Source organism: Streptococcus sp. DD11 (assembly GCF_001578865.1).
Taxonomy (GTDB): domain Bacteria; phylum Bacillota; class Bacilli; order Lactobacillales; family Streptococcaceae; genus Streptococcus; species Streptococcus panodentis.
On record NZ_KQ969395.1, the window covers coordinates 1 to 1,438 of the forward strand.

A 1,438-nucleotide genomic window follows, 5' to 3' on the forward strand; every position below is an offset into this window, starting at 1 on the left:
TAATCTTGACCTCTGTGGATGAATAGATACTGTTAAATATTTGGTCGAGCATAGCGGTCCTCCCTCTTAGGATTTAACGGTCTGGGCAAGTCTTTCCTTGGTCTTCAGGTAAGCATTGCCGTATTTAGAGAAGGACTGATCCTCTAGGCCGTACTTGTCCAAAATAGCGGACAGCCAAGCAGGATAGTGGCCCGGAACCTTAATTTCCATAATCACCTTATCCTCTTCCAGAAGCGGCAGGCCATAGCGGCCGGAAGTCAAATCCACGTCGTAATCGCGGTAGCGGATATTGGAGTCGACCGTCACACGCACCTTCTTGTCTTCCCGCCCTTTCATGGAGTAACGATCATAGCTGATCACCATTTTAGGCTTCAGATCCAGATAGCGATCCTGCAGCTGCTCCACCTCTGCTTTGACCCGGTCATCGGAAATGGTATGGTCTTCCAGACCATTGGTGATATAGTTGACCACAGACAGAGGATTGGAGACCAAACGGTATTTAAAGCCGACTTCTTCTGATTTCTTTTTAATCTCCAGAAAGACCTGACTCTCCTCGGTCGGCTGGGCGGCATAGGTCCGCATCCGCATCTTTTCTCGCCCGCCCCGCCGGGCAATCGAATCCTGAATCATCTGGAAATCATCATTATCAAAGTAAACATTGGAAATCGTCGAGGTCGCATAGTCGTCCTCCATCAGATAGGGCTTCATTTCAGCCTCCAGCCGGGCTAAGCTGGCTCTGTCAAGGACATACTTGGTTTCGATGCGTTGAAAATTGGTCTGGATTTGCTTTTGTTTCATGAGATTTCTCCTTTTTATTCTACAAGTGTAGTTTTATAATCTAAAATAAAGAGAGCCGCCGCTCTGCACTGACTGCTCGGTGAAAATCAGCTGCCTCTGCCACTGTCAGGGTAAAGGAGAGCAGACTGGGGAAGCAGACAGAAAAGCTTGAAGAATACTTTGGCCAGCCTGTACACTTAGGAGTCTGTTTTGATTTTCAAAGAGGATGACAAGCGTCTGAATGGTCGTTGCTTCTGCCCCTCTGCACTTAAATTCGGACATTTTCGACAAATGTAGTTTATAGATATATTCTACACTTGTCGTTTCTCTATGTCAAGAAAAAAGCTTGGTGAGGATCTGTTTATTCTCAGCACCTTCTCTAAGAATATAAAAACATTCTATCAGCCAAAGCTTTTAAGAAGCTTAAACTGACAGAATGCTGATTTAATCCTCATCCTGGTCCTCGCTGTCCTGCTCGTCATCATCTGCATCCTGAGCTGCGCTTTTCTGAGCAGGTGCCTGAGAACTGGAGCTTGCTCCTCCGGAAGGATTGGCACTTTCTGCCTGAGTGGCAGAGCTGCCGTCTGACTGGGCTGTTTCCCCTGCGGCAGAAGAGGCCGGCACTTCTTTTTCTACTGTCACCGTTTTTTCAACCACTGTA

The 1,438-nt window shown here is 47.1% G+C and carries 1 protein-coding gene and 1 pseudogene; both read right to left on the reverse strand.

Translation table 11 applies throughout. The features are described from left to right. Positions 1 to 66: 66 nt before the first annotated feature. On the reverse strand, positions 67 to 798 hold the full coding sequence (locus STRDD11_RS07745) for a polyphosphate polymerase domain-containing protein (RefSeq protein ID WP_128836853.1): 732 nt from the start codon (positions 796 to 798) through the stop codon (positions 67 to 69). Between the two features lie 423 nt (positions 799 to 1,221). Then, a pseudogene (locus STRDD11_RS07750) lies at positions 1,222 to 1,438 on the reverse strand (peptidase); the annotation flags it as partial.